This window comes from Paenibacillus sp. FSL R7-0302, from assembly GCF_038006885.1.
Taxonomy (GTDB): domain Bacteria; phylum Bacillota; class Bacilli; order Paenibacillales; family Paenibacillaceae; genus Paenibacillus_AQ.
The window spans coordinates 839,068-864,360 of the sequence record NZ_JBBOWB010000002.1; the positions used below are offsets into that span (position 1 = coordinate 839,068).

A 25,293-nucleotide genomic window follows, 5' to 3' on the forward strand; every position below is an offset into this window, starting at 1 on the left:
ATATGGCATATGACCGGATCGATTGGCATTCCGGGGGAGATTATCCCTCGGATCTGCCGGAAGAGAATGGCGGGATTCATATCGGCATGTTTCTAGCCTGGGCCTTAGGCCGCGGTATGGCGGGGGAAATTCACCTTGAGGAGTCGGCGGAGGCGCTGAAGCGGCTGAAACGCCGTGAGCTCACGGGGCTGGATTACCTGCTGGAGTATTGCGACGGGAAATTCTGGGATGAAGATCTGGATGAGCGCGGCAATGCCTTCGCCACTGATTATTACGACGGTCAATCGGCCTTCGCCGCACAGTATGGAAGCTATCTTAATGATTATTGTGAAGTCTTCAACCGCCAGGCGGCTGAACAAGGCCGCGAATACCCCAGCATCTATCATGTGGAGAACACCTGGGAGAATTATGACCGCCTGCAGCCCTTGCTGGACGAACGTTATGCCCAGTGGGAGGTCTGGTCAGAAGGTCTGTCCAACCGTAAGGTCGATCCCAAAGCTCAATTCCTTCAGGCCTGTCAGCAGATCGGACAGCAGTTCCTCCAGGCCGAGGGCTTCAGATCCAATAAGACGGGTACGGTATGGAAAAAAACAGCGGCCGACAAAGATACCGTATTCGAGCTCTCTTTCCAACCGCAGTCTTACAACACCCGCACCGATGTGCGGATGACGGTGAACCTGTGGATTGCCAGCAAGCCCCTCAAAAAATGGCTTGCCGGACAAACCGGCAGAGGGGACGATACCGTACTGTTCGGCTCGCTGCGCAGGCCGCAGAAATTCTCTAGCGCCATCGTCTGGCAGGTCGCCGGCTCACAGCTGGATTCCTCCCTGGAGAGTATCGGTCAGCAGATCGGGGAACGTGTCCTGCCGCTGTTCGAGCTGTTCGCAGACCGTCCCCGCGCACTGGAGCAGCTTGCCGCCTGCGGCGCAGGATTCCCCGGCATCTGCGATACTGAATCCAGTCCGCTGGCCTATTTGCTGTGTTTCGGCACACAAGAGCAGGCGCAGCGCTTCTTCACGCATTACTTCAACAGCCGGCCGTCGCCTTGGCGCCGGAATATTCATCAGACCTACAAGCGGCTGCAGGAGGGAGAATCCTGGGACTATTCCGCCTATGTCCGTGAGAATGATGTGAAGCTGGCGTTCAAGAACGGCCTGGTTATCCCTTGATGCTGTAGACAGGCAGCAGGGATGTTACCACACTCCGAAGCCCGGATCATACTCACGGACGGCTGAATAAATCCCCTCCACTATACGGGGAAGATCTTCTTCCGGGTAGCCATAGTCCTCGGGCATGGCCTGCGGGGGAACAATAGCAGATACGCTGCCGGGGTACAGCTCAATCTTATGCCTTTCCAGCCCAATCTCGAAAGAATCCTTGAATGTCAACCCGTCATGGACCAGAAAAAAGTACATGTCGTGGATATCATCCTCTTCAATGATGAGCACACCTTGTTCGTTCAGCTTCATGTGGCTACCCCCCTGCTCAAATAGTGTTACATCTATTATATTCGATTTGTTATGAGAGAAGCACGGTAGGACCGGGGAGTTGCCGACTCGTATTTCTTGAAGATCTTAATGAAATAGCCGGCATCGCAAAAATTCAAGTGATTGCTGATCTCGTTGACTGACCAATCCGTTGTTGCCAGCAGCTCCTTCGCCCACCCGACCTTCATGCGGGCGACATATAGGGAGAAAGGCTCGCCCATCTCCCTGGTGAACAGGCGGCTGAAGTAGCTCGGACTGATATGGCATAGCTGCGCCAGCATTTTCAGCGAGAAATTCTCCTCCCGGTGGCTTAGCATATAGTCAAAAGCAGGCTGCAGCGTAGGACTTATGCATTCCGTCTTGTATGCGCTTCCCGAAGAGGCCGGAGTCTTGGGAGCCGAGGGCGGCTCTACGGGCAGCGCAGACAGCTCGGGCTTCGGCTTGGACTCCTGCTGCGGGTTCAAGGCCTCATGCTGCCGGTTCCGCTCCAGCAGCTCATGCTTCAGGATCGATTCCTTGACCACATAGTTGCACAAATGATAGAGCATATCGGCGGTGGCCACAACCTCCTCATACGTCATGACAGGCAGCAGCTCGTACTTCCGGGCCCGATCCTCCGTCATGGCGTCCTGCTGCGGACGGGACACAATCTGCTCCAGATTCGGGCCGCTTCCCTCCGCCAGCCGGATCTGTCCGGCCATCAGCGCCCCGATGTACTGATTATCGACAATGATAGGGATAGCAATGTCGAGAATATCGAAGTGGCAGCGGTAGATATAGGGCCGGCTCAGCCGTACAGCCTCCAGACCTCCGCGCGCGTCACATTTTTGACAATAGGGCGAGAATTCCTTGTCGCTGCGCACGGTCTGGCAGAAGGCCTGACAGCGGCTATGTGCCGTAACCGGCACGCCTTTATAATCGACCATAATGATGGCCATGCGCGTCACCAGGGACAACGATTCCTGAAGCTTGCCCCATTCATCCATATCAATGATATATTTCAAATCGAATTTGGATTGCATTCGGCTCACCCTTTCCATCTACAGTCACAATGAGTACAAAATAATTATAATTCAGATGTCTAGAACATAATAATACTATTTTGCAGCATATTAATTCGTTTGCTTTGTCCCATGCGCCCCTCTATCCACTTGTCTATAATGGGGACATACGACTCGAGGAGGAATGAAAGAATGAGAAGAACCTTTATCAGCCCGGCTAAATACACACAAGGTGAGGATGAGATGCTTCAATTGGGATACTTCGTCAGTACTTTCGGCACATCGGCTCTGCTGATTGCGCACCCGGATGATGTGAAGCGTGTGCAGGCCAAGCTCGATGCCACCAGCAGTCAATTCGGCATTACTCTCGTGAAGGGGGATTTCCAGGGCGAATGCTCCCGGCCGGAGATTTCCAGACTACAGGAGCTGGCCCGTGAGCATAAGTGTGCTTGTACTATCGGTCTTGGCGGCGGCAAGGCCATCGACACGGCTAAATGTGTGGCAGAAGGCGAGGCGCTGATTATCGTTCCTACCATTGCAGCCACCGATGCACCCACCAGCCATTCCGCTGTGATTTACACTTCTGAAGGCGCTTTCGAGGATTATGCTTACTTCAAAGCCAGCCCTTCGGTCGTGCTGATTGATACGACTGTTATCGCGCAGGCTCCTACCCGCTTCCTGGTATCCGGGATGGGCGATGCCCTCTCCACCTACTTCGAGGCCAGAGCTACTGCGGCATCCTATTCCAATGTCAATGCGGGGCTTCCTTGCGGAGTGCATGCAGGTGTAATTACGGAGGCCAAAGGCACCAAAGCCGCGCTGGCCCTTGCCCGCTTATGCTACGATACCCTGCTGGAGGATGGCGTCTTAGCCAAGCTGGCTTGTGATCAGAACGTGGTGACACCGGCGCTGGAGAATATTATTGAAACGAACATCCTGCTGTCGGGGCTCGGGTTCGAGAGCAGTGGTCTGGCTGCCGCACATGCCATCCATAACGGCCTGACGGCGCTCGAAGGCACCCATCATTATTACCATGGCGAGAAGGTGGCCTTCAGCACGATTGCACAGCTCGTTCTGGAGAATGCGCAGCAGGCAGAGATTGATCAGGTGTTGTCCTTCTGCCACTCGGTGGGCCTTCCCGTATGCCTGGCCGATATTGGTGTCGCTTCCATCTCCCATGAGGAGCTGCTGGAAGTGGCCCGCAAGGCGTGTATCCCGGAGGAGTCGATTCATTCGATGCCGTTCCCGGTTACCGCTGAAGCGGTTGCCGCTGCCATTGCTGTTGCTGACAAGCTGGGCGAAGCCTTCAAGAAGAGCAAGGAGCAGCGCGTATGAAAAAGATAATCAACGATCCGGCCAATCTCGTCCGTGAGATGTGCAGCGGACTGGTGATGGCTCATCCGCAGCTGACATTCGACAGCAAATACAAAATTGTCTCCAGGTCTGCGCCCAATCCTGACAAGGTAACGCTGATCAGCGGCGGGGGCAGCGGCCATGAGCCGGCGCATGCCGGGCTGGTTGGACCGGGAATGCTGGATGCCGCAGTCTGCGGGGATGTCTTCGCCTCCCCGTCACAGATTCAGGTCTATCAGGCGATCCGCAACCATACCGGCCATAAGGGCGCTCTGCTGATCATCAAGAATTACAGCGGCGATATGATGAACTTCCAGAATGCGGCTTATCTGGCGGCTGAGGACGGCCTGGCTGTGGACTATGTGAAGGTTGATGATGATATTGCAGTAGAAGACAGCCTGTATACGGTGGGACGCCGAGGGGTTGCAGGCACGATTCTGGTGCATAAGGTTGCCGGGGCGGCTGCCGAGGCTGGACTGCCGCTGGCAGAGGTGAAGCAGGCCGCGCAGCATGCGGCTGCTCATGTGCGCAGTCTTGGTTTTGCTTTTACCTCCTGTACCGTTCCGGCCAAGGGTACGCCTACCTTCCAGCTTCAGGAGGATGAGATGGAGTATGGGGTCGGCATTCATGGTGAACCGGGCATCCGCAGAGAAAAGCTGCTGACCGCCGATGAGCTGGCGGAACGTATGATCTCTGCCCTGCTGGCCAGTCTGAACCTGGATCAGCAGGATGGCGGAGAGGTGGTGGTGCTGGTCAACGGCTTCGGCGCAACGCCTCTGCAGGAGCTGTACCTGCTCAATCACTCCGTGATCCGTAGTCTGGGAGAACGGGGGATCATCATCCGCCAATCTCTTGTGGGCAACTATATGACCAGCATAGATATGGCCGGCGCTTCCATCAGCCTGATGAAGCTGGATGATGAGCTGCGCAGATGGCTTGCTGAGCCTTGCGATACTCCGGCGCTCCGGTTAACGGGCGAGCTTGCGCCGGTGCAATACGTCAGCCCGCTTCCGCAGCAGGAGACTCAGGCTGAGGTGAGCCTGACAGCCGAGACCGATCCGGGCTTCGCTGTCCTCCGTGACGAACGGCTGCGGCTGGAGAATATCATCTATCTGGTGGATAAGATGAGTGAGATTATTATCGCGAATGAGGCTCCCTTCTGTGAGCTGGATGCTCATGCGGGTGATGGAGACTTCGGGATGAGTGTCGCCAAGGGTTTCAAGCAATTGAAGCGGGAATGGAAGGAGCTTGTGCAGCATCATTCCACGGATATCGGCAGCTTCCTTCAGGCCTGCTCCCTGATCATTATGGAGCATTGCGGCGGAGCCTCCGGTCCAATCTGGGGCTCAGCCTTCCGCTCAGCAGGCAAATATGCCACTGGCCGGACCTCGCTGAAAACGCTGGAGATGGCCGAAATGCTGGAAGCAGCGGTTCAGGGCATCCAGGCTACTGGTGAACGCTCCTTCGGTCGCGGGGCAGTCGTGGGCGATAAGACGCTGATTGATGCGCTGGTCCCTTGTGCCGAAGCCTGGAAGAGCAGTGCACAGCAGAAGCTGTCCTTGAAGGAAGCCTTCGCCAAGGCGGCCGAAGCGGCTGTTGAGGGAGCCCGGCGCACCGAATCCATCGTTGCGCGGATGGGCCGGGCCGGGACGGTAGGTGAGCGCAGCATCGGCCACCCGGATGCGGGCGCATTTGCCCTGGGTGTTATTTTCACAGAGCTGTCTAACGCTGTCCAATAAGTATTCTATCGTTATAAGCCCGCCTGTCATTTCACCGTGACGGCGGGCTTATTCTTGTCTGGTAAACGAGGAGCCTGGAACATATGCAGGGTGTGATATGATGGAAGACAATCGGCCAGGCCATTATGTGACATTCTTTGAATATGCAGGAGGGATCATCATGGAATTAGAGAAGCAGGCTGATCAGCTTGAGCGGATCAGGACGAAGCTGGAGCAGGCCCTGCGCAAGGATGCGGAGTTCGCGGAATTTGGGGCTTCATCGCATCGATATAAGCTGAAAGAAAAGCTTACAGCAGGCGAGCTGGCGGACTGGGAGGCACAATATGGGATCAGGCTTCCTGAACCGTTCGCCCGGTTCTTGACAGAGATCGGGAACGGCGGGGCGGGACCGTATTACGGGATCTATCCCCTTGGACAGGCAACCTCCTATACCGAGCTTCCGGCACTTCAGGGGCGGGCGGCACTTTATCCGGGGATGATCCCAGAGGAATGGAATCTCTTGACGGAGCCTCTGACGGGGGAACGGGACATCTCGGATGAAGAGTACGAGGAAGCGAGAAACATGGCGCTTGGCGGAATGCTGTGTATCGGCACCCAGGGCTGCGAATATGAGATGTATCTCGTGTTGGAAGGGGAGCACCGGGGGAGGATTGTGTATACCTCGGAATTTTTCCCTGACCGCCCGTTCTTCTTCGTCTATGAAGATAACTTCCTGGACTGGTACGAGCGCTGGCTGGATGAGATTATTCTGGATTATGACAACGCATGGTTTGGCAGCCGGCTGCCGGGTGACGAGAATACGCTTATTCAGCTGTATCGGAACACTCCTGACGGGAAGCTGCAGGCCAAGGCGCTGGAGGCCATGTTCAAGTTCAAGCGAATCGCCCCGTCGACCCTGGAATTCCTGAAGCATGTGACGGAGCATAGCCCCAGGGATTCCAAAACAGCCATCTCGCTGCTCTGCAAAACGTCCTTTGCGGCGGGCAGACCCTATCTGCTGAAGCTGCTGCAGTCGGATGACGCTGAGGGATCGCTCCGCGCCTTAAGCATTCTGCATACTTACGGCAAGAATGAGGACCGGACCGAATTCATTCCACTGATCCGGCAGAGGCTTGAACGGATTAATGACGCGGAAACTCTGCGTTATGCAGGTTATATCCTCAAAGACTGCGATGCTGTGAACCTCCGCGATTTCGCACCCTTCCTGTGCCATACCAGCCTGGTTATGCAGACGACTGCGATCTATGCCGTGAGAGACTGCGGGAATAAGCAGGAGAGCTGGCAGATCATTGAGCAGATGTTCCGTACTGGAGGTACAGAGGTACTGCGCAGCTCTATTTCACATTGGGATGTTATTCCACACGGGAAGCTGCTGACTTACTATAAGGCGATATGGCCCGAATACAGAGGAAATCCTAATTTCAGGGAGAAATTCACCGCTTGCCTGCGGGAGCTGCACCTGCCGGATGATTATTTGGACTGAGGAGTTGGCCCGGCCTATTCAGGATTAGATGTAGCCCTCACCGCCGTCAGATAGGCCCAATCTTCCCCGGCCCGGAATGATTATCAAATGAATACCGGTTGAAGATGTCGTTAAGCTGCCTTTTATGTCCTCCTCACTACTATTGTGAGATTCATAAGAAAAGTTAGACTATGCAAATAAAACAATGTTCTAATAGGAGTGTTCCCATGAGACTTCGAGATAAAGTCGTTCTCGTAACAGGCGTTACGGGCACGGCAGGAGATAAAATAGCCAGAAGATGTGTTAGCGAGGGAGCGGAGGTCAAGGGACTTATCCGAAATAGGGACCAGATCGTGCGATGTGAAGAGCTCGGCATTACACCTGTCATCGGAGACTTGACAGATAGAGCCGTCATCGCGGAAGCGCTCAGGAATGTGAATATTATTATTCACGCTGCGGCATATCTGGGTGAGGACCGGGTGATTGCCGAGGCGTCCAACATCCAGGGGGTGCAAAGTCTGGTGGACGGGGCAATATCCGCGGGAGTGGAACGCTTCGTGCATATTTCTACAGTATCGGTCTATGGTCATTTTGATGGAGAGGTGGAGCTGGATGAGTCAAGCAGCCTTGCCTTCGGCCACGGGGAGGTATACATTTCAACCAAATGCGAATCGGAACGGATCGTACAGGCTGCAATGGCTAACGGTTTGACAAGTGTTATTCTGCGTCCTGGAGTGATCTGCTCTGAATATAACTCGCACTGGGGCGACCGGCTGATCGCTAAGCTTGCTGATTCTGCGGAAGTGGACTGGATTCATCCGGAGGACTTAACGCCTTGGGTGCATGCGGACAACCTGGCTGAGATGTGTGTACTGGCAGCGACGCAGCCTGCGGCTGGGAACCAGTGCTATAACGCAATTGACGGAAATTATCCGGAAAAAGATTTTACGATGCGTATCGGGCTTGCCCTGAATAAGAAGTTCATTATACCGGGCGGGGACCCTATAAGAACGGCGTATAGTTGCGACAAAATAAAAAACGAGCTCGGCTACAGTCCGGTCAAAACGTTCGAGGAGACCGTTGTCCGGCTGGAGCAGCAAGCTAGGGGAGAGCTAAATGTATCATAAACCGAAGGCCATGCGTTCCGTTCTAGATCCAAAGTATTTGGAATATTGCCTTAGTCCTCTGTATGACATTGGGGATTGGCGAGATTGCCTGTTCTGGTTACGCGGCTTAAACGATACTTACAGAATCCGTACTGGCACAGGTACTTATATTCTTCGGATCTACCGCCAATCGATAGCTGAAAGTGATGTTGTCTATGAATTGTCTCTGCTGACACAGCTGGAACACCAATTAAGCGCAGTAAATACAAAGGTTTCCGTTCCCCTCCCTCAAAAGAACAGCAGCTTATATACGGTCATCGATGCGCCGGAGGGCCCGAGAGTTGCCGTGATTTACAGCTATCTGACAGGCACTGAGAACGTGCTGCATGATGAGGAATCATGTGCTTCCTTCGGGAAATCTGCTGCTGAATTGCACGCTGCCCTGGACAGGGTTTCCTTGGATCTGCCTAGACCGGATCTGGATACCCGCGCTCTGATCCTCCAGCCGCTGAACCGTATTGTGGATTATCTCGGCGAGGGACACCGCTCAGCTGCCTATCTGCGCGAGTTCGCCGGTGCATTAACGGAGCGGATCATCGCTGCCAGTCCGGGCCTGGACTGGGGCATCTGCCACGGAGATTTGCACGGGAACAATAATGCCTTCCAGGAGGGCGATGCGTTCACGCATTATGATTTTGAATGGGCGGCACAAGGTTGGCGCGCCTACGACTTGGCCCAGGTCCGGCACAGAAAACGTCTGCCGCAGGAGAAGAAGGAACCGCTGTGGCAGGCGTTAATGTCAGGCTACCGCTCGGTCAGAGACTTCTCGGAACAAGATGAATCTGCAATTGATCTGTTTATGATTGCCCGCCGGTTGTGGGTGATGGGACTTGATGTCGAGTTCATCAGTGACAGCGGGGCGCTGGATTACACGGAAGACTGGCTGGAGGAGTTCATTGATGAGTTCCGCTCTTACGATATAGCCTGATGATCCATGAGCTATAGTGCCGATTACCCTCCGCTAGGCGGAATACTGTTAAAAGCCCATTGCAGCTGGGCACCCGCCCAGGCATCTTCTCCGCGAATGCATATGATGATTATGCCTAATGAAGCGAAAGAGGAGTGATATATATGGGATTTATACCAGTGCCGGGAGGCGGCGGAGGATTTCCGGGGATACCGGGATTTCCGGGTGGACCAGGCTTGCCGGGAGGGCCGGGGACTCCGGGGATACCAGGTTTGCCTGGGATTCCAGGCGGAGGGCCTGGAGGTTTTCCGGGGGCGCCCGGGGGTGCGCCGGGAGGAGTAGCCGCACCGACGGCGCCACCGCCGCAATTCGTACCGCAAGCACCAGCGGTCACGGCTTATGCGGTTGACCCCGGAGGCATCAGAGGATGCCTGTTCCGCAACACCTATATCTGGCTGAATAATGGTGAGCAGTTCTGGTTCTACCCGGTATTCGTGGGCAGAAGTTCGGTCGCAGGCTTCAGATGGAACGGCTTCTTCTGGGGATACTACGGCGTTGATTTGAACCGGGTTAGCTCGTTCACCTGCTTCTAGGTTGACCTATCTCCCTGTTTGGCCTCACTTGTGCTGGTTAAGTATACAGCAAGACAACTAGACAGGGAGGTGTACCATGGGGAACCTATGGATGGCATTCGTCTACCCTGGCAGCTTCTTGAGTCTGCTGGGGATTGTACTACTCATTATTGGCTATCAACGGCGGCGTACGGGCAAGCGTACCCGTCTGGAAGGCGCGGTAGCCCAGCCCGGCCCGCCGGCACCTGGAGGCCCAGGCACCGCATCGTTTCAGCGGGAAGTACGGTATTCGCTGATGGGCGGCATTCTGTTGGGGCTGGGCTTGCTCCTATTTGCTGCACTGGGCGTTACCTCGCTATTAGAATAGGACAAGCATATTGAGCTGGAAACGGCTTAAGTGATAGCGGGCAGAACGATACACCTTGCTAAATTCGGGAGCAGGGTGTATTCTTAGTCTAATATGTCAGTTAGTACTGACAGTCAACTTTTGAAATGAGGAACATGATGATGGAGAGCAAATCGCTAAGTACCAGTGATAAACTCCTGACCGCTGCCATTGATCTATTCGCAGAGAAGGGCTACAAGAGTGTGACCACCCAGGAGATTGCGGCGGCGGCAGGCTTAAGCGAGAAGACGCTGTTCCGCCAGTTCGGAACCAAGCTGAACCTGCTGGAGCGGGCCTTCGACCGGTTTCATTATACCGAAGATATGGCCAGGCTGTTCAATGAAAGCATCATATGGGATCTTCCTACCGATCTGCTTCTGGTCAGCCGGACGTATCATGAGATTATGAACCGCAACCGGAAGATGAACATGATATTTATCAAGGAAGGGGATCAGCTCCCCGGTCTTAAGGAGTATAGCAGAACCGCCCCGGAGCAGTTGATGCGGAATCTGACGGATTATTTCAAGACCATGACCGAGCGGGGGAAGCTGATTCCCGGGAATCCCAGAGTGCAGGCTGTGCAATTTATGGTGATGAATTATGGCGCATTCCTGAACAATCTGGACGATGAGGGGAATTTCACTTCGGTGTCGCTGGATGAATTCATCACGGCAAGTGTCCAGACGTTTACTAGGGCGTTAACGCCCTAGTTGTTTTTTTGAATGAAATGACAGTAAGTACTGACTAACCTTATCGAATTGATATACGGAGAGAGGAGCACCACCTATGGAGAATCATGCTGTAACCCCTACTACCAAAGGTAATGTGTTAATGCGCGCACTCGTTTTTACCCTGGTGATTTCGTCAATGAATGCGAATATGTTCAATATTGTGCTGCCTACGATCAGTAAGGAATTTGAATTATCACCATCCCAGGTGAGCTGGGTCATTACCAGTTATATGATTGTATATGCTGTCGGTGCGGTTACTTTTGGCAAATTGACGGAGAAGTACCGGCTGAAGGACCTGCTGACGTATGGATTATTACTCTTTGTCCTGGGTTCTATGGCTGGCGTTGCCGCTACCGAATATTGGATGATCATTGCGGGCCGTGTAGTTCAGGCAGGCGGGGCTTCTGTGATTCCTGCTATGGCGATGATCATCCCGATCCGTTACTTTTCTCCCGAGAAAAGAGGCCGTGCGCTGGGTACCTCTGCTATCGGGATAGCCTTGGGTACAGCGCTGGGCCCGATTATTGCCGGGATGGTCATCAGCGCCTGGAGCTGGCGGGTTCTATTCCTCATTCCGTTGCTGTCGCTGCTGACACTGCCAGTCTACCGCAAATATCTGCAGGATGAATCAAGGAAGGCTGCTTCGATCGACTGGCTTGGCGGGATATTGCTGGCTGGGGCGGTAACGGCTATCCTTTTGGCGCTAACGAACGGGAGCTTCCGGTTTGCGCTGGCAGCGGTTCTGATGCTCATTCTGTTTATTCTGCGTATCCGCTCCGCTGCGGCTCCGTTTATCCATCCTGATATTTTCCGCAACAGGCAGTATGCGATCATCCTGATCATTACCTTCTGCATTACAGGCATCAGCTTCAGCACTCCATATCTCATCCCGCAGCTGCTGACACTTGTAAACGGCCTGTCTCCCGCCTATATTGGAATCGTCATGCTGCCCGCAGCTATCGTTACCACGGTTCTGGGCCGTAAGGGCGGTAAGCTGGCAGATGAGCACGGGAATCCGCGGCTCGTGTATACGGCGGCCTCACTTCTGGGGATAGGCTTCCTGTGCTTGTCTTCCGTAGCTGGAGGATCAGCGGTCCTGGTCTCGATCTCGCTCATCTTCTGTGTGCTGGGCCAGTCGTTCATGCAGATTGCTATGTCCAATACGGTCTCGCGGACGTTGACCCCAGAGCAGACAGGAGTGGGGATGGGGCTGTTCTCCATGCTCACCTTCATCTCAGCCGCTACATCGACGGCCGTCTTGGGCAAGGTGCTCGACTCCGGTGCCCCGGCAGCGGCGTTCAATCCTATACCTGGAAATGAGGCTTCCTTTGTGTTTAGTAATATTTTCACGGTGCTTGCTGTTCTGGTTATGGCGGTGAGCATGGTTTATTATGTGCAGTTCGGGCGCAAGGAGAGCAGATCATCCGGGACCATAAGCAGGGGCTTATAATAACAGACCGGCCAGCCGGTGAATCCCCTGCTCAATTAAGGTCTCATCCACCTTGGCAAAACCCAGCACCCAACCCTTCCTGCGGCTCTCCAGACAGTAGTGCGCAAGAGGATATACCCGGATTCCCTGCTCCAGGGTTAACCGGGTCACGGCTTCCTCATCGTAGTCTGATTCTGCCTCAAGGAATACATGCAGTCCCGTCTCTGCTCCGCTCAGGGTGAACCGCTCGCCTAGACCGCTTGCGGTTATCGCCTTGGTGATGGCCTCATGTCTGCGGCGGTACACATTGCGGACTCTGCGCATATGGCGCATGAAGTGCCCCTTTTGAATAAAATGAGTCAAGGTGAGCTGGTCCATCACGGGAAGGTGGCGGTAGGTCAGCTCCTGTACACGCGCCAACTGGGCAATGGCCCGCGCCGGGCCGACAATCGCCGAGATGCGGATGGCCGGGGCGATCATTTTGGAGAAGCTCATCAGATACAGGGTATTATTCGGAGCTTGGCTATAGAGCGTGGGCAGAGGGTCGCCACGGTAGCGGAATTCACTGTCATAGCCGTCTTCTATAATCCATAGCTGCTCCTGCACGGCCTGATGCAGCAACTGCTGCCTGCGCGGCTCTGACATCACGGAGCCTATGGCGCACTGGTGCGATGGAGTTACGAAGACCAGCCTGGAATTCGGGTGGATCTGGTCAACCACAAGACCATGTCCGTCTACCGGGACAGGGGCTACGTGCATCCGCCGGTAATTCATCGCCATCCAGGCCGCAGGGAAGCCGGGATCTTCCACAGAGACGGTATCTCCTTCCGTGAGCAGGGATTGGGCAATCAGGTCAAGGCTGTGCTGCGCGCCTGAGGTCAACAGAATCTGATTGAGCTCAATCCGTATGCCCCGCTCAAGCAGCAAGTAACGCTGAATCTGTTCCCTGAGCGGCAGGAGACCATAGGGATTACCGTAGGACCAATCGGATAGGTCCATTGCGGCAGAGGCGTGAAGCAGAGATTGCCGCCAGTGGTTCTGGAAGGTCCTATCCACATAGGGCTCGTGGGGGGTGAAATCGATCTCCACCTCCTGAGGCAGATGGCCTCCGAACCAGTCTTGCAGCTGATCTACCGCCGAGTTCAGCAGGGGGATTGAGGGAGGAACGGGTCCTTCCGGCATGGTCTCCCGGGTAGTCTGGATGGACGGATTCCAGTGGCTGACCCGTGTTCCGCCCCGCCGGGAGGTTACGGTATATCCTCTGCTCAGCAGTTCCTCATAGACGAGCTGCACCGTGGAGCGGGAGACTCCCAGCTGCTCGGCGAGTTCACGGGAAGGGAGCAGCAGCTCACCCGGCGCCCAGATGCCTTGTGTAATATTATGAATGGCCTGATTCAGCAATTGCTGCCAGATCGGGGCCTTGTCGTTACGGTTGACGAACATCATGAGGAATCCCTCCTAATCGTAGCTTTGGTTCCGTATTTGCATTATGGATTGCCAAGAACCGTCCTCTTTGGATATTTTAGCACAATCCAATAGCTGATATACTACCGAATAACGTATACGCGGAGGACGCGGGAAGGAGAGGGTTCGATATGAATCCGGTTCGTTACAAGGTCAGGGAATGTAAGGATGAGGCGAGGATTGAACAGTTTTTGAAGCAGGCGAGAATTGGGTTTCTGGGATTAGTCGATGGTAATCTCCCGTATGTTGTGCCGCTTAACTATGTATGGATGGACGGCAAGCTGTATATCCACGGGGCCGGGGATGGAAGACGCAATCAGGTGATGAGTGACAATTCAGAGGTATGCTTCACGGTCTGTGAGGAATACGGAACGATCACGAACCCCGTGCCCGCCAAGACGGATACCGCTTATATGAGCGTGATGGTCTTCGGCCAGGCAGAGCCGGTGACGGATCTGGATGAGGCTACGCAGGTCCTGCAGGAGATGGTGAACAAGTATGTGCCCGGTTACTATAACCGGCCTCTGTCCAAGCAGCATGTCGAGAAATACCGGTCGGCTGTGTACGGCGGGCCCGTACAAGTGTACCGGATCACTCCGCAGCATCTGACAGCCAAAGAGAACCCGGTTGAAGCGGAGAGTATGTACAAGGCAGGGACGAATGTGGGGCATGGCGTGTAGGGACTGTACTCCAAACTGAATATAGAATAAGTGCTCGGGCCGGTAACGGCCCGGGCCTGTTTGCGTTATGGCGCGGGCCGAATATATGTGAAAAACCGAACACAATGGGCGGGGCAGGGCGGGGGATGTGCTGGGCCGGATGTAATCGAAAAACCGATTACAATGCGTCGCGAGGGGGGAATGGACGGAGATGTAAGCGGAAAACCGATTACAATGCGTCGCGAGGGAGGAATGGACGGAAATGTAAGCGGAAAACCGATTACAATGCGTCGCGAGGGAGGAATGGACGGAAATGTAATCGGAAAACCGATTACAATGGGCCGCGAGGGGGAATGGACGGAAATGTAATCGAAAAACCGATCACAATGGGCAGGGTGGGGGCTTGTGGACCAAATGTAAGCGAGGATAGAGGGCCGGCAAAGTTGCTGTGAGCCCCAGGATATCGTATGGTTGAGTTAGTATAGCAAACAAAGGTAGTCTGGAGAATATTAGTAGTTTCGTGAATACAGGTAGGATCAAGCAGAAAGGATGAAGCAAATGTCCAAAGATAACCAATCTCTTCCCCCGGCTCCGATTACAGAACCAGGGAACTACGTCATTGACCTCACTGGCCCTGGCAGCCACACACTGGTCCGTAAGGCTGGGGTTGGCAGCTTATCGATCGGCCCCCGGGAATCGAAGCCACCGGCAGAGGTGCTGGTCGCTGCGGATGAGCGCATCAACTGGTCCGTCTTCGAGCCCTTCGCCACCCCCGCCGGCTCGCCATGGCCGCGTTATATAAGCTATACCGGCGGTGACACGGGCTTCCTGGAGTGGGCAGAGCAGCGGCCGATCGAGAATATAAGCTGGACTCCGGTGCTGCCGGAGGCTGCATCCTTGGACGGTAGCCGGGCGGATATCTATACCCTGGGTATCAAACTGGGTCCTCTGGTAAATGGAGGGCTGAGCCTTGTCCTGCCGGAGAAGCTGTACAACCTGAGCCTGTCCGGCGATCTGACGCTCTTCTCGGCTTCCGGCCATCTGCCGGCTTATCTGGCCCTGGTGCCGGACACCAGCCGGCGCAAGAGCGATGCGCCTTACCGGTTGCCGGACTTGGGCATGCTGCATGAGGTGACCACTCTGGCGCTGAATAACCCGCCGCTGGGCCAGCCCGTCTCGCTGGCGGGCCTGGAGCAGTTCCCGAACCTGGAATCCCTGAGCCTGTGGGGAAGCTTCTGCGATCTGGAAGCACTTGCCCGCCTTACCGGGCTGACCAGCCTGGAGCTGCGCTTCATGCCGGAGCTTGACGGTCTGCCTTCGCTGGATACGTGGCCGCTGCTGGACCGGTTCATTGCCTTCAATGTGGAAGAGGCCGGCGGTAAGCGTCTAAGGCAGCAGATGAAGGCGCGGGCCAAGGTGCGCCCTTGGGATGAGTATGCGTCTGTGAGCCAGCTGAGAAAGCCGGAGTGGTGGGCGAGTGAGTACGGCCGCCCGTTCTCCGCCTGGCCGAAGCGTCTGGCCAAGCTGGCGAACGAAGCCTACGATGCTGCGCAGGCAGCCTTGGCGGAGGCCCGCAGTCTTGAAGAGGCAGAAGCAGCCATTACCGCCTTCACTCTGCGCTTCAATTCACTGAAGGGCATCGAGACTACCGAGAGGGAAGACCTGGGCGAAGCGGTATGGCAGCTCAGCCAGTCAGAGCACCAGCTCGGGCAGCCTATAACAGAGGAAGCGGCGCAGGGCTGGTTCGATGCGGCCCGTGATTATTAATTAAAAAGTTTATAAAAAATAAGATAAATCTTAAAATTTAGTTTCATTAGTGATAAACTAGGATCAGGATTGATCCAAACGGTGTGTGACCTGGTCCGCGCTGGCTTGCTATGGCGCCTAAGCAGGAGTGTCTGCATCCTTCCTGCAAATCGTAGGGTAGAAGGACGGTATAATATGAGCAACCAACAAACAAAAACAGACGTTATTTTAATTGGTGCTGGAATCATGAGTGCAACACTTGGTTCACTGTTAAAGGAATTAGTACCGGATTGGAAAATAACCGTGTTTGAGCGGCGTGCGGGTGCCGGGGAGGAAAGCTCGGGGGAATGGAACAATGCGGGAACGGGGCATTCTTCACTCTGCGAGCTTAACTATACTACAGAGCAGCCGGACGGATCGATCGACATCAGCAAGGCGATTAAGGTGAACGAGGAATTTCAGTTCTCCAAGCAATTCTGGTCCTATCTGGTGAGCCAGAAACGAATACACAATCCGCAGGATTTCATTGTTCCTGTGCCACATATGAGCTTTGTGGAAGGGCAGAAGGACGTAACATTTTTACAAAAACGATTTGAAGCGCTTTCAAACAGTCCGCTGTTTCAAGGCATGGAATTCTCCGATGATCCAAGGCAGCTGATGGAATGGATACCGCTGATGATGAAGAACCGGAAGCTGGACCAGCCGATAGCGGCTACCAAAATCGATTCGGGAACGGATGTGAACTTCGGCGCCCTGACCCGTATGCTGTTCAACCACTTGCAGAGCAATAACACCGATATTAGATATAATCATCAGGTGGATGACCTGAAGCGCGCGCAGGACGGCTCCTGGGAGCTGAAGGTGAAGAATCTCGCCAGCGGCGCAACAGAGCGTCATAACGCCAAGTTCGTCTTCATCGGCGGCGGGGGAGGAAGCCTGCATCTGCTGCAGAAATCCGGCATCCCGGAAGGTAAAAAGATTGGCGGATTCCCGGTAAGCGGACTGTTCATGGTCTGCAAGAAGCCGGAGATTGTAGCCCAGCATCATGCCAAGGTGTACGGTAAGGCTGCGGTGGGTGCGCCTCCGATGTCTGTTCCGCATCTGGATACCCGGGTGATCGATAAGCAGGAATCCCTGTTCTTCGGGCCGTTTGCCGGCTTCTCGCCCAAGTTCCTGAAATACGGCTCCATGTTCGATCTGATTACCTCGGTCAAGCCGGATAATCTGGTTACGATGCTTGCAGCAGGAGCGAAGAACCTGTCATTGACCAAGTATCTGATCGGGCAGGTCATGCTGTCCAAAGAACAGCGCATGGAAGCGCTGCGGGAGTTCATCCCGGATGCGAAGAGCGAGGATTGGGAGCTGGTGGTGGCGGGCCAGCGGGTGCAGATTATTAAGGATACAGCAGCCGGTAAAGGCATGCTTCAATTCGGAACGGAAGTGATCAGCAGTGCTGACGGCTCGATCGCCGCATTGCTGGGAGCCTCTCCAGGGGCGTCAACGGCCGTCTCTGTCATGCTGGAGGTAATCACCAGGTGCTTCCCGCAGCAGATCAAGGCCTGGGAGCCGAAGATCAAGCAGATGATTCCTGCCTACGGCATGTCCCTGTCCGCTAACCCGAAGCTATTGAACGACATTCATGCTTCCGCAGCGCAAACGCTGGGCCTGACGAATGGAACAGATGGGCATGAGCCGCCAGTCGCGGTCAATCATCTATAGAAAAGATTGGCGTGTGCTGACCACAAGCCTGTCAGCTTTTGTATACGTGTAAAGAGGCCATCCCTTGGGATAGCCTCTTTGTCTTGCTGTATTAAACCTGCCCAACCTATACCCCGAAAGAGATCAAGCCTTATGAGTCTTGAACAGCCGGATGGCCAGAATCAGAGCCACCGCTACAGCCGCGAGACCCGCCCAGTTCAGGTGGAGCACCGAGGTGCGGCTGATCACAAAGCCGCCTAAGCCCGATCCCAGCGCGAATCCGAACTGGATGAAGGAGGTGTTTACGCTCAGGGCCATATCCGGGTTCCGGGGAACCAGGGTGACCAGCAGGAGCTGCTGCGCAGGGGAGATGCTCCAGGTCCCCAGCATGAAGATCATCAGGATCAGTAGGAGGACAATCACATGAACGCCTGCCAGCGCGAACAGGAGGAGCGTGGCTGCCTGTAACAGAAGTCCCGTAATTATGGTGAACTTCGATCCTTTGGAATCAGCCAATTGCCCGCCTAACTTGGAGCCCATGAAGCTGCAGACTCCCGCCAGGAAGAGCACCCCGCTGATTTCGGTCACAGACAGTGAGGATGCGGCCTGCAGGTAAGGGGTAATATAAGTGAAGAGTGTAGCGTAACCCCCTACATATAGTAAGGTGATCGCCAGAGCAGTAACAATTCTGGAATCCTTCAGCACAGACAGCTGCATCCTGAGGGTGACGGCTTCTTTTTCTTTGATGGCAGGGACCTTGGCAGAGATAATGAACAGCGGAACAAGGCTCAGCCCCCCGACGATGATGAACAGAGCCCTCCACCCAAAGTGTTCGCTGAAAAAAGTGCCGGCAGGAACGCCCAGAACCAGCGAGCTGCTCAGTCCCATCAGAATAATGCCAATCGCATTGCCTCTGCGCTCCTTCTCCACGAGCCGTGTAGCTACAGCCATAGCGACTACGGTAGCTATGCCCCCGCTTGCCCCTTGGATAACCCGTACCCCCAGCATAGCTTCATAAGGCAGGTTCAGAAGCATCAGCCCGTTGCTGGCAATGAACACGCCGAGGGCGGTCAGCAGCAGCTTTTTGCGGTCCATATTGAGGGTGAGTGCAATGAGAACCGGGGCAATAATCGCTGCGGACAGCGCGAATACGGTCACCATCAGCCCCACTTCAGAGGTGGATACGCTAAGATCTGCCGCCATCATCTCAATGACGCCGGTAATAATATATTCAATCGTCCCGATCAGAAAAACGGCAAGTGCCAGAATGTATATCGTCAATCGGTTATTCAAGTTCATTCGCTCCTTGTGGTTTCATATCCTTGTACATGCATAACGGAATCGGCCGCCGTTCTTGTCATCACTCTACGATGCTGCTAAGGTTAAGTCAAAGAAACGTTTCTGAATGGAACGTTCATTTTTTTTGAATGAAGGAGTGATACAGATGGAATTACGCCAACTTAAAACCTTTTATACGCTGGCTTCCACACTCAATTTCGCCCGCGCCGCCGAAGCGCAGAACTACGTTCCCTCAACGGTTACGATGCAAATGAAGGCCCTGGAGGAAGAATTGGGGGTGAAGCTGGTGGACCGGCTCGGCAAAAATGTGACGTTAACCGATACCGGAAAAACGTTCCTGCGTTATGCGGATAACATCCTGTGTATGGTGGAGGAGGCGCAGCACGCGCTCAAGCAGCCCGGCGAGCTGACAGGCACCATCGTAATCAGCGCAGATGAGACATTATGCACCTACCGGCTCCCCGCTGTGTTACAGAAGTTCCGGCAGCTTCATCCCGGAGTCCGGCTGATTTTCCTGCCGCTGGTGAGTTCAAGCCTCAGACAGAGTCTGCGGGACGGGGATGTCGATGTGATCTTTATGCTGGATGAAGTGAAGGGCGAGAGCGGATTTTGCGGAGAAAAAATAAGGGAGGAACGCTTCTGCCTTCTGGCCGCTCCCGATCATCCGCTGGCGTCGCGCCTGGCGCTGGCTATCGAGGATTTCCACGGTGAAACGTTCTTATTGACGGAGCAAGGGTGCTCCTACCGCAGCTTCTTCGAGCGCAGCCTGTCGCAGAAGGGAATGGCGGGCATTACGGAATTGGAGTTTCACAGCGCAGAAGCCATCAAACAATGTGCGAAGCTGGGCATGGGCATTGCCATCCTCCCTGAAATGGCCGTAAGCGAAGAATTGAAGCGGGGGGAGCTGATCTCCCTGCCGTGGGATTTGACCGCAGTATCTTTTGCCACCCAAATGTTCTGGCATGAGGAGAAGTGGCTCTCCCCGGCAATTGAGGCTTTTATCCATCTGGCCCGGGATCTCGAATCCTCCCCTTGACCTTAGGTCAGACCCAGGGTGTATCGTAGAGATATTCCAAGCCGCAGTCCGGGGAGTGATTAGGATGAGAAATGAAATAACGATTAGTGAACTGGCCAAGCTGATGAATGTGTCGGTCCACCAGATCCGGTATTTTGAAGAGAAGGGTGTGCTGCAGCCTGCTTATACCGGTGAGAATCAATACAGAATGTACAGTATGGATCAAGTGTATCAGCTCGCGCATATCCTGCTGCTCCGCAAGCTTGGAGTGCCTGTTCAGTCGATTAACGAATGTATGACCTATAGTCCGGAGCAGCATCGCGGGCTGCTGGAGAACTCTCTCGAAGGAATTGAACAGGAGCTGGCGCGTCTTCAGGAGCTTCGGCAGTTCATCCGTAAAATGTTGGAGGAACAGCAGAGCTACAGCACCTCGCCTGAGACCTTTCAGATCAAGAAATGTAAGGCTACAAGTCTTATGCAGGTGATGAAGCTGGATTCACACAGGAAGCTGAGTGCAGCGCTGCTTGCGGAGCAGGCGGCAGGGATACCGGATCTGTTCGAATCGGATATGTATTATGTGCTGGAGGAGTCGGGTGCGGTAACCTTGTGTCTGGAGCAGCCGGATGCGGGCGGGGTGATTTTGCCGGACGGGGAGTATCTGACTCTGCAATGTGTGGCCCGCGAGGAGGAGCTGGAACAGTGGATCAGTCAATTACTGGAGCATGCTGCTGCACAAGCGATTCCTCTCGCGGGACCGCTGGTGGTTATTGAACGTTCTTATCTCTCCCTGTTCGTTCAAGGCAAGCTGCATTATGAGCTGAGGGCCTGCATCGGCCCGGCTGCACCTGTGGAAGGGAGAGGTTCCGTATGAGAACGATGCCAACAGGTACAACGTCAATAAGTACAGCGCCAATTACTATCGAGCCCATGGAAGCGAAGTATAGTCGTGCGGTAGGTGGGTTGCTGGCTGAGGCTTTTCAGGGGAAATTTCAGAACCGGATCAGGCTGAAGGAGGCAGAGCTGGCAGAGTGCTTCGAGTTGCTGCTTCAGCATGCTCCGGCTGATCCCTATACACAAGCCTGCATGTATCAGCCGGTAACCCGCATGCCCGTCAGCTATACGGGAAGTGGTCCTTCCACACGGAAGCCTGGGAGACACGTTATACCCTGTACTTATTGTTCAATGAGTTGAGCTGGGAATACATGGTTCAGCAGAGGGGGGGATAAAGAAATGAGGACAACGAAGAAACTATGGATATCTCTGCTAATTGTAGTACTGCTCCTTGGCGGTGCGGGGTTGTATATTGTGCAGCAGAACCGCTTTGAGATGACGGAGCAGGCCATCGAGATTGCGTCGCCCGAAGGCAAGTTGACGGGTACGCTGGTACTGCCTAAGGAGGCTTCGCAATCTTCCGGCAAGCTGGGACTTGTGCTCTTCATCCATGGGGACGGGCCGATTAATGCCTCGCATGATGACGGGTATAAGCCGCTATGGGAGCGGTTAGCCAGTCTGGGGTATGCCTCCTTGTCGCTGGATAAAAGAGGTATCGGTGGTTCCGCAGGCAATTGGCTGGATCAGAGTATAGATGACCGGGTGGAGGAAGCCCGCGAGGCTATCGCATGGGCCCGGAAGCAGCCGAATATCGATCCGGACCGGATCGGGGTGTGGGGTGCCAGTCAGGCAGGCTGGGTGATTCCCAAGCTGGCGGGCAAGGAGCCGCTCGCCTTCAGCATTCTGGTCTCACCGGCCGTCAACTGGCTGCGCCAAGGAGCCTATTATACCCGGCAGCAGATGCTGCAGGAAGGGAAATCGGAGGCGGAAATCGCAGCCAAAGAGGCGGCTAACAACGAGGTTAGGCAGCTTCTGGCGCGGAAGGCGGGCTATGAAGACTATCTGGCTGCGGTGAAGGAAGATGACCTGATGACGCGGGAGCGGTGGACTTTTGTCAGCAAGAATTATCTGTCGGATGCCGGGCAGGATCTTAAGCAATTCCATTCCCCGGTGCTGTTGCTGCTGGGCCAGCAGGATATTCATGTAGACTGGCAGGAGACAGAGCAGGTGTACCGCAAGCTCGTCCAGCCGGAGCTGCTGAGCGTGGCGGTCTTCCCGGAGGCCGAGCATTCGATGCTGAGCAAGAAGACGGCGGATTCCAGCGTCAAGGCGCTCATGATCAGTCTCTTTGCCCCGCGCCACATCACAGTTCCGGGCTATATGGACCGGATTGAGGAATTCCTTAAGGAACTGGACTAACAGCCAGCTCCCTTAACACCGTAATTACTACGTATACCGGCTCATCATTTCAAGTAGATACTTACGGAATTCTTCACGGTAGGGCTTCGGCTCCATAATCTCCAGACGGGTGCCGAAGCCGGCCAGGAATTGATATCCGATCGGGTGCTGCGGAATATAGAACGTAGCCAGCAGTTGTTCAGCGCTATAGGCTTCGATGCTCTTGCGGCCGTACCGTTCAATGAAATGATCCTTAATCCCCGGCGAGATCAGCGCCTTCACTTCGGTTAACTGCGGCGGAACTTCAGCCTCCCGTGCCTGATTCAGCATGTCCGCTCTGGGGCTGAACGTCTGTTCCTTACGCTCAAGCTGCTCCATCCGGGAGAGCTTGAACATCCGTATCCCCATCCGCTCCAGGCAGAAGCCTTCAGATACCAGCTCGATTCACTGAAATGAAGCTGATAGGGCTCCACTGTCCGTGTCGTCGGAGTGCCGGATCTGTCGGTGTAGCCGAAGGACAGCAGCCAGCTCCCGGCGATGGCCTCCTGGCAGGTCTTCAAGGCTCCGGCAAGCTCTGCGCGGCCCTCCCAATCATAGAAGGACAGTTGAACCGACCCCTTAGGAGCGATTGGACTCACCATCGCTTCTATTTTTCGTAGCGTCATGGCAACGTCTTCGCTGATCAGAATTTGCTCCAGCCCGCCGAGCGCAGCCAGTATATTCTCCAGATCGGAGCTGCTCAACAGGCGCTTATCCACCTTGTATTCTTCCATGATGCCATAGCCGCCCTGCACGCCGGGTGTGGCGTATATAGGTATGTGCGCCAGACTGAGCGTCTCCATATCGCGGAGAATCGTCCGTTTGGACACGCCGAATAACTGGGCGAATTCACTGCTGGGCACAATGTCTTTTTTGAGCAGAATCATAATGATGGTAATCAGCCGCTCCACCTTGTCCATCCGCTTCCCTCTTTCTTGAGTTGAGTATGAAACGGTGACATACAGCCGTCACCTATCGTGTATTATACTACATTTATCTTACGAAGGAGGTTATGCTCAATGTCAGCGATTGCTTATCTTAATTTCGATGGTGTTGCCGAACAGGCGATTGAATTCTACACAGAGGCTCTACAGGCCACCCAAGTGAAAAAGGTCAAATTCGGAGATATGCCGCAGGACCCGAACTATCCTCTGTCCGAGCAGGAGTCAGCGATGATTATGGAATCCTCTATAGAATTCGCAGGCGGCAAAATTATGATGTCCGACCTTCTGCCCTCGATGCAAGCGGTAATGGGAGAGCTGGTGAAGGGGAATGCCATGCTGATCAGCCTGGTGATGGAGGACAAGCAGAAGCTGGAAGAGTACTTTAAGGGCCTGTCTGCGGGCGGACATGTCATCATGCCTTTATCCGCTACACCATGGTCTTCGTGCTTCGGCTTGCTGGTGGACCAGTATGGTGTGGGGTGGAAATTCAACAGTGATGCCGAGCAGTTTCTGGATGCGATCATGGAGGGGAATTCAAGTAAATTGCAATAATGGGACGTAAATCACAGTTTGTTAAATTTTCTCCGCTAAAGCCCTGAATCGTTGAAGGAATTGGCCTGAATCTATGGAAAGATAGAGTACCTGAGACCAGTCTGCGTCATATATTCAGGAATTCACTCATGAAAAGAGGAATTTGAGCTGATGTCAACGATTCGTCTGGGCAATACCCGGCTAACAGGAGCGGATGGCGTTCGTGCGATCGCCTGCCTGTCAGTCATCCTGCATCACTTGTCGCAAAAGCTGATCATGCCCGCACAAAAGCCCTGGCTGCAGGAGCTGCAATCCGTGCTGCTTCTGGGGAACAGCGGGGTCAGCTTGTTTTTTCTGCTAAGCGGCTTCCTGCTGTCGTTTCCCTTCTGGAGTGCATATCTCGATAACAGGCCGTATCCGAGTTTGAGGACGTACACCCTGCGCCGTGCCGCAAGAATTATGCCCGGCTTCTATGTATCCCTGCTGGTCTGCCTGCTCCTGACCTGGAGGCTGGATATTCCGATGGAGTACTTAGGGCGGCGTATTGTCACAGCCTTCACCTTCACATCGGGCTTCCACTATACCACGTTCTTCCCCTCCGACTTGAACGGCCCGCTCTGGTCGATCAGCTTCGAGGTATTCTGCTACCTGCTGATGCCACTCTTCATGGCGGTGTTATTCCTGCTCGGTAAGCGGCATTCCTTCAGTAAGGCGATCCTGTTCTGGGTCGCCGTGTTTGGGTTGGTGCTCACCGCCAATGCCCTGATTCATCATTGGTTTACTCCAAGCGCGCAGGGCCGGGGCTGGGACTATGGCCAGGTCGGCGGCGCGAAATTCTGGATGCCGAGATACAATCCGGTCGGCTTCTTCGGCCACTTCACCATCGGCATTCTGGCGGCGGGCATCACGAATGCCTTGCTGCAGTGCCGCTCCAGAGTGGAAAGGCTCAGCAGACTTGGTGTGTTCGATGCCGCCGCGGCGTTTTCCCTGGGTCTTGCCGGTCTCCTGATCTGGCAGATGCGCCACGCAGGCGAATTCGATTTCAGTCTCCAGCAGCAGCCGTATCTATTCCCGGTCTATGCCATGCTGTTTGGCATTGTACTGTTCTCGGCACCGTTCAGCCGGGTGGTTGGGCGTGTGCTGGATAACCGCTTCTTCCGGTTTACAGCCAAAGTGTCGTTCGGCCTGTACATATGGCACTATCTGTTCATTACCTTGATCGAGAAGTATGGCCTTCAGGATTTCCATTATTCCGGGATCAGGGATGTGTGGCGCTGGCTGGGCATCAGTATGTCTGTTGTGGTCATCTCGTATGCAGCGGCCACTATTTCGTATTACGCCATAGAACAGCCGTTCATTAACTGGTCCAAAGGCAAGCCGCTCTTCCGGCGCAAGCCGAAGGATAAGCCTGCGGAGGCGGCAGCCTAATCTTCACCC

23 protein-coding genes and 1 pseudogene are annotated in these 25,293 nt (G+C 54.6%); 19 read left to right on the top strand and 5 right to left on the bottom strand.

Going from position 1 to position 25,293, the window contains the following annotated elements:
- Window positions 1–2: 2 nt before the first annotated feature.
- Entirely contained in the window at window positions 3–1,169 is a 1,167-nt protein-coding gene (locus MKY96_RS29490) for a DUF7832 domain-containing protein (protein WP_340946029.1), read from the top strand.
- Window positions 1,170–1,193: 24 nt separating this feature from the next.
- Here MKY96_RS29490 and MKY96_RS29495 read toward each other — a convergent pair whose 3' ends face one another.
- Window positions 1,194–1,469 carry a hypothetical protein gene (locus tag MKY96_RS29495; RefSeq protein WP_209868982.1) on the bottom strand — a complete coding sequence of 92 codons (276 nt, stop codon included), beginning with the start codon at window positions 1,467–1,469 and terminating at the stop codon, window positions 1,194–1,196.
- Between the two features lie 35 nt (window positions 1,470–1,504).
- On the bottom strand, window positions 1,505–2,509 hold the full coding sequence (locus tag MKY96_RS29500) for a PocR ligand-binding domain-containing protein (protein ID WP_340946036.1): 1,005 nt from the start codon (window positions 2,507–2,509) through the stop codon (window positions 1,505–1,507).
- 171 nt (window positions 2,510–2,680) lie between these two features.
- Between MKY96_RS29500 and MKY96_RS29505 the strand changes: the two genes are divergently transcribed.
- The 9 genes from MKY96_RS29505 to MKY96_RS29545 all read left to right on the top strand — a co-directional run bounded on the left by MKY96_RS29505 (window position 2,681) and on the right by MKY96_RS29545 (window position 12,253).
- A complete protein-coding gene (locus tag MKY96_RS29505; RefSeq protein WP_340946038.1) occupies window positions 2,681–3,823 on the top strand; it encodes a glycerol dehydrogenase in 1,143 nt (380 codons plus the stop codon).
- A complete protein-coding gene (dhaK, locus tag MKY96_RS29510; protein WP_340946040.1) occupies window positions 3,820–5,580 on the top strand; it encodes a dihydroxyacetone kinase subunit DhaK in 1,761 nt (586 codons plus the stop codon). The genes MKY96_RS29505 and dhaK overlap by 4 nt, the downstream gene beginning before the upstream one ends.
- A 160-nt stretch (window positions 5,581–5,740) precedes the next feature.
- Window positions 5,741–7,063 carry an SMI1/KNR4 family protein gene (locus MKY96_RS29515; RefSeq protein WP_340946043.1) on the top strand — a complete coding sequence of 441 codons (1,323 nt, stop codon included), beginning with the start codon at window positions 5,741–5,743 and terminating at the stop codon, window positions 7,061–7,063.
- A 206-nt stretch (window positions 7,064–7,269) separates the two neighbouring features.
- The gene (locus MKY96_RS29520; protein WP_340946044.1) at window positions 7,270–8,169 is read left to right on the top strand and encodes an NAD-dependent epimerase/dehydratase family protein; all 900 of its coding nucleotides are present in this window, start codon (window positions 7,270–7,272) and stop codon (window positions 8,167–8,169) included.
- A complete protein-coding gene (locus MKY96_RS29525; RefSeq protein ID WP_340946045.1) occupies window positions 8,159–9,136 on the top strand; it encodes a phosphotransferase in 978 nt (325 codons plus the stop codon). Before MKY96_RS29520 ends, MKY96_RS29525 begins: the two co-directional genes overlap by 11 nt.
- A gap of 143 nt (window positions 9,137–9,279) precedes the next feature.
- Window positions 9,280–9,708, top strand: coding sequence for a collagen-like protein (locus MKY96_RS29530; RefSeq protein WP_340946046.1), 429 nt, complete (start codon window positions 9,280–9,282; stop codon window positions 9,706–9,708).
- 76 nt (window positions 9,709–9,784) lie between these two features.
- Entirely contained in the window at window positions 9,785–10,054 is a 270-nt protein-coding gene (locus tag MKY96_RS29535; protein WP_340946047.1) for a hypothetical protein, read from the top strand.
- 137 nt (window positions 10,055–10,191) lie between these two features.
- Entirely contained in the window at window positions 10,192–10,782 is a 591-nt protein-coding gene (locus MKY96_RS29540; RefSeq protein WP_340946049.1) for a TetR/AcrR family transcriptional regulator, read from the top strand.
- Window positions 10,783–10,858: 76 nt separating this feature from the next.
- Complete coding sequence (locus MKY96_RS29545) at window positions 10,859–12,253, top strand: MFS transporter (protein ID WP_340946050.1); 1,395 nt, start codon at window positions 10,859–10,861, stop codon at window positions 12,251–12,253.
- Here the strand turns inward: MKY96_RS29545 and pdxR are convergent.
- Window positions 12,248–13,678 (bottom strand): MocR-like pyridoxine biosynthesis transcription factor PdxR, encoded by a 1,431-nt coding sequence (gene pdxR, locus MKY96_RS29550; RefSeq protein ID WP_340946052.1) that lies wholly within the window; start codon window positions 13,676–13,678, stop codon window positions 12,248–12,250. The two genes, MKY96_RS29545 and pdxR, sit on opposite strands and share 6 nt — an antisense overlap.
- A 149-nt stretch (window positions 13,679–13,827) precedes the next feature.
- Between pdxR and MKY96_RS29555 the strand changes: the two genes are divergently transcribed.
- The 4 genes from MKY96_RS29555 to MKY96_RS29570 all read left to right on the top strand — a co-directional run bounded on the left by MKY96_RS29555 (window position 13,828) and on the right by MKY96_RS29570 (window position 17,820).
- Window positions 13,828–14,376, top strand: a complete 549-nt coding sequence (locus MKY96_RS29555) for a pyridoxamine 5'-phosphate oxidase family protein (protein WP_340946053.1) — start codon at window positions 13,828–13,830, stop codon at window positions 14,374–14,376.
- Between the two features lie 87 nt (window positions 14,377–14,463).
- Window positions 14,464–14,724, top strand: a complete 261-nt coding sequence (locus tag MKY96_RS29560; protein WP_340946054.1) for a hypothetical protein — start codon at window positions 14,464–14,466, stop codon at window positions 14,722–14,724.
- A gap of 189 nt (window positions 14,725–14,913) precedes the next feature.
- The gene (locus MKY96_RS29565; protein ID WP_340946056.1) at window positions 14,914–16,122 is read left to right on the top strand and encodes a hypothetical protein; all 1,209 of its coding nucleotides are present in this window, start codon (window positions 14,914–14,916) and stop codon (window positions 16,120–16,122) included.
- Between the two features lie 174 nt (window positions 16,123–16,296).
- Entirely contained in the window at window positions 16,297–17,820 is a 1,524-nt protein-coding gene (locus tag MKY96_RS29570) for a malate:quinone oxidoreductase (protein WP_340946058.1), read from the top strand.
- 123 nt (window positions 17,821–17,943) lie between these two features.
- Here the strand turns inward: MKY96_RS29570 and MKY96_RS29575 are convergent, their stop codons facing one another.
- On the bottom strand, window positions 17,944–19,098 hold the full coding sequence (locus MKY96_RS29575) for an MFS transporter (RefSeq protein ID WP_445671503.1): 1,155 nt from the start codon (window positions 19,096–19,098) through the stop codon (window positions 17,944–17,946).
- A gap of 145 nt (window positions 19,099–19,243) precedes the next feature.
- On the opposite strand from MKY96_RS29575, the gene MKY96_RS29580 reads away from it, so the two are divergent.
- The 3 genes from MKY96_RS29580 (at window position 19,244) to MKY96_RS29590 (ending at window position 22,363) form a co-directional block, all read left to right on the top strand.
- Complete coding sequence (locus MKY96_RS29580) at window positions 19,244–20,134, top strand: LysR family transcriptional regulator (protein ID WP_340946062.1); 891 nt, start codon at window positions 19,244–19,246, stop codon at window positions 20,132–20,134.
- 64 nt (window positions 20,135–20,198) lie between these two features.
- On the top strand, window positions 20,199–20,984 hold the full coding sequence (locus tag MKY96_RS29585; RefSeq protein ID WP_340946065.1) for a MerR family transcriptional regulator: 786 nt from the start codon (window positions 20,199–20,201) through the stop codon (window positions 20,982–20,984).
- A gap of 359 nt (window positions 20,985–21,343) precedes the next feature.
- A complete protein-coding gene (locus tag MKY96_RS29590) occupies window positions 21,344–22,363 on the top strand; it encodes an alpha/beta hydrolase family protein (protein ID WP_340946066.1) in 1,020 nt (339 codons plus the stop codon).
- 27 nt (window positions 22,364–22,390) lie between these two features.
- Here the strand turns inward: MKY96_RS29590 and MKY96_RS29595 are convergent.
- Window positions 22,391–23,301 (bottom strand): annotated as a pseudogene (locus MKY96_RS29595) (helix-turn-helix transcriptional regulator).
- Window positions 23,302–23,400: 99 nt separating this feature from the next.
- Between MKY96_RS29595 and MKY96_RS29600 the strand changes: the two are divergent.
- Window positions 23,401–23,877, top strand: a complete 477-nt coding sequence (locus MKY96_RS29600; RefSeq protein ID WP_340946069.1) for a VOC family protein — start codon at window positions 23,401–23,403, stop codon at window positions 23,875–23,877.
- 150 nt (window positions 23,878–24,027) lie between these two features.
- Entirely contained in the window at window positions 24,028–25,284 is a 1,257-nt protein-coding gene (locus MKY96_RS29605; protein WP_340946072.1) for an acyltransferase family protein, read from the top strand.
- Window positions 25,285–25,293: the final 9 nt, after the last annotated feature.